General features: G+C 60.9%; 3 protein-coding genes and 1 pseudogene. 2 read left to right on the forward strand and 2 right to left on the reverse strand.

The features are described 5' to 3' along the window. On the reverse strand, nucleotides 1–436 hold a 436-nt coding region (locus tag HNO88_RS21740), incomplete at its 3' end, for an IS5 family transposase (protein ID WP_184250896.1). A gap of 122 nt (nucleotides 437–558) precedes the next feature. Between HNO88_RS21740 and HNO88_RS21745 the strand changes: the two genes are divergently transcribed. Both HNO88_RS21745 and HNO88_RS21750 read left to right on the forward strand, forming a co-directional pair. Then, entirely contained in the window at nucleotides 559–744 is a 186-nt protein-coding gene (locus HNO88_RS21745) for a hypothetical protein (protein WP_184250899.1), read from the forward strand. A gap of 905 nt (nucleotides 745–1,649) precedes the next feature. Then, nucleotides 1,650–1,898 carry a hypothetical protein gene (locus HNO88_RS21750; protein ID WP_184250902.1) on the forward strand — a complete coding sequence of 83 codons (249 nt, stop codon included), beginning with the start codon at nucleotides 1,650–1,652 and terminating at the stop codon, nucleotides 1,896–1,898. Nucleotides 1,899–2,002: 104 nt separating this feature from the next. Here the strand turns inward: HNO88_RS21750 and HNO88_RS21755 are convergent. Then, nucleotides 2,003–2,832: pseudogene (locus HNO88_RS21755) on the reverse strand (UTP--glucose-1-phosphate uridylyltransferase). Nucleotides 2,833–3,010: the final 178 nt, after the last annotated feature.

A 3,010-nucleotide genomic window follows, 5' to 3' on the forward strand; every position in this document is an offset into this window, starting at 1 on the left:
GCGCCTGGCCGGCCGTGAGCTTGAGGGCGATCGGCATGCCGTTGGCATCCACCAGCGCGTGGATCTTGGTGGTCAGGCCGCCGCGCGAGCGACCCCATGCAACCGGGGCCGCCTTTTTACTGCCGTTGGCACCGTGCAGGTGGACCCGGATCGAAGAGGAGTCGATCATCTGCACGTCGCCCCGGTAAGCGTCTGACACAGCTTCCAAAATCCGCTGCCAATGCCCCGCCCGCCGCCAGCGGTTGAAGCGGTTCACACAGGTCGTATGCGGTCCATAGCGCGACGGAATGTCTGCCCAGGGCGCTCCCGTGCGTAGCCGCCAGAAGATGCCATTCAGAACTCGGCGATCATCCACCCGCTTCACGCCGCGCACCTTCGTCGGCAGCAAAGGCTCGATCACCGACCACTCGAAATCCGTCACATCAAACCGTGCCATGCTCGTCTCCTTGCCGGAGACCTGAACCATGCATCAGCCTGTTTGGGAATCCTGTTTATGGGTTCATGGCCTAGCCGAGGATAAACGTGACGAGCCGCGCTGCTCCATCTCTGAGGTTTGGATTGCAAATTCCGGCTCTGGTCACGCAACTGCGTGCTTTCAGAGGAGCGGACCAGATCCTGCACGAGCTGATGCGCGTCGAGGAAGGCGCTGGGGACAAGCTGTCCATAGATGGTGAGATTGTGGTGGACGGGACGCCGGCAGCCACCACGCACTGGCTCGAGCGCGGTATCGCAACGGTGGAATAGCTGCTGCGCTGCACCTGTTTGACTGCATACCTGAGGCGCAGTGGCGGGAAGGGGACATGAGGACGCCGCCTATGGAGCGCGCGGCATTGCTCTGCGGCTTGCTGAGGCAAGGAAGCGAGGAAGCTTGGGATTGTCGCTAAGGCAGCTACGGTGCTGATGAGGTAGACCGCGTACAGCTGGTTGAGGATACCTTGCTCGTCGACGATGCTTAGGACATGGATGATCTCACCAACCCGGTTCCAGGTGGTGAACGGCTTTATGCTCAAAGATGCCACGCCCCCCCATAACGAACTCGCTGCATATCGTGTCTTCAACTAAAACAGGAGAACGCGAAAAAAGTGGATCAATATCCACTATGCGCGGTGCGAAGCGTAGAACTATAACAAGTTTAGCGACAGGCGACAATACAAAGCTTACATTGGCTCATTATGGATGCACAAGCAGTGTATTACCTTTCGGGATCGCAGCTGATCTCGCTGTGACATGCCTGTGGTTTACTTTAGCAATGCGGTGGATAAGCCATTCTGATCGGGTCAGATGCAAGGGCTGCCTTAGCACTGGACGGTTAGAGCGTCAGCGCGCCTTCCTATGCCAGGCATCCTGGTTCAGCCACTTTGCTGACTAAGTGAGCTCTGGTCCTCATCTTCGCCGGCGCGACGACGATCTTCGACGTGCTCGACCTGCTCGACGTGGTCCGGTAAATGAGCACGTACGGCCAAGTCCTAGTCGGCGCCTTGGCTCTCGCGATTCTGGCTGTGGCAATCTGGTACATGTGAACAATGAGCGGCTGGACCACGAGGTAAGGATCTCGGCAGATCATTTCCACTTGCCTCAAGCCGCAGATCTGCGTCATTGCATCAAAGGGCGTACGCACTCATCGATTTATCGGAAGAGTTGGAGCTAGCATGACCCCCCTCGAGCGTGCCGCACGACGTCTTTGTGAGCTTGATGGGCATCGCGACGGCGCGACAATCAATGGCATCACTCTGTGGCAGGATTACCTGCCAAAAGCCCGCGCGGTATTGCTTTCGCTCCGCGAGCCAAGCGATGCGATGCTCTTGGCGGCTGACAGCTTGCCATGCTCCATTGGGACCGCCGGGCACTGGAAGGCGATGGTCGAGGCCGCGTTGAACGAGACTGACCGAACTGCATAGAGCATCACCAAGCCGCTGATCACCAGGTAGGTGCGATCACGAGGGCGACGGGAGGTCCAGAACCGCCGCCCTCGCCACCAGCCTGCGCCGGTGCTCTCAGCAGTTCAGCCCAGCAGCTTCTCCGCGATCTTGCGCACGTCAGCACCCATGTCCGGCCGATCCAGCGCGATCGCCAGGGTCGCTTCGACGAAGCCCAGCTTCGAGCCGCAATCGAGGCGCCGTCCCCGGAAGGTCACCGCGTGGAACGGCTGCGTGTCGATCAGCTTGGCCATCGAATGGGTCAGCTGGATCTCGCCGCCCGCGCCCTTGGCTTGTGTCGCCAACAGACCCATCACCTCGGGCCGGAGGATGTAGCGGCCCGAGACAATGAGGTGCGAGGGCGCTTCGTCCACCTTGGGCTTCTCGACCAAGCCCTTCACTTCGGTCAGGTTGCCGTTCTGGGCGCCCGGCGCGATCACGCCGTAGCTGGACACTGCCTGCGTGGCACTTCCAGCACCGAGATCAGGTTGCCGCCCACTTCGTTGTAGGCCTCGATCATCTGCGCCATGCAGCCGGGCTTGCCGTACATCAGCTCGTCGGGGAGGAAGATCGCGAAGGGATCGTTGCCGACCACGGCGCGGGCGCACCACACCGCGTGGCCCAGGCCCAGGCCCAGCGGCACCTGCTGGCGCACGGTGGTGAGATTGCCCGGCTGCGTCCGCGTCGATTCGAGCGGTTTCAGCGACTTGCCGCGACCGGTCATCGTCGCTTCCAGTTCGTAGGCAGTGTCGAAATGCTCGACGATGGCGGTCTTGCCGCGGCCGGTGACGAAGACGAACTCCTCGATCCGGGCCTCGCGCACTTCGTCCACGGCATACTGGATCAACGGGCGATCGACGATCGGCAGCGATTCCTTGGGGATCGCCTTGCTCGCCGGAAGAAATCGCGTGCCCAGACCGGCAACTCATGCCGCCTCCTTCGTGACGGCATCCTATGCATTACATGATCATCGCCATGGTAACCCCTCGCCGATTCCCCTCATCGTGGAACTGCTTGTCTTATGACTTTGAGGTCTGTTCGGGTCATGATGAGATGCCCGGGCCAGGGTGGCCACCCTGGCCCGGGCGGAAGGG

The organism is Novosphingobium chloroacetimidivorans, assembly GCF_014204535.1.
In the GTDB taxonomy this organism is placed as follows: Bacteria; Pseudomonadota; Alphaproteobacteria; order Sphingomonadales; family Sphingomonadaceae; genus Novosphingobium; species Novosphingobium chloroacetimidivorans.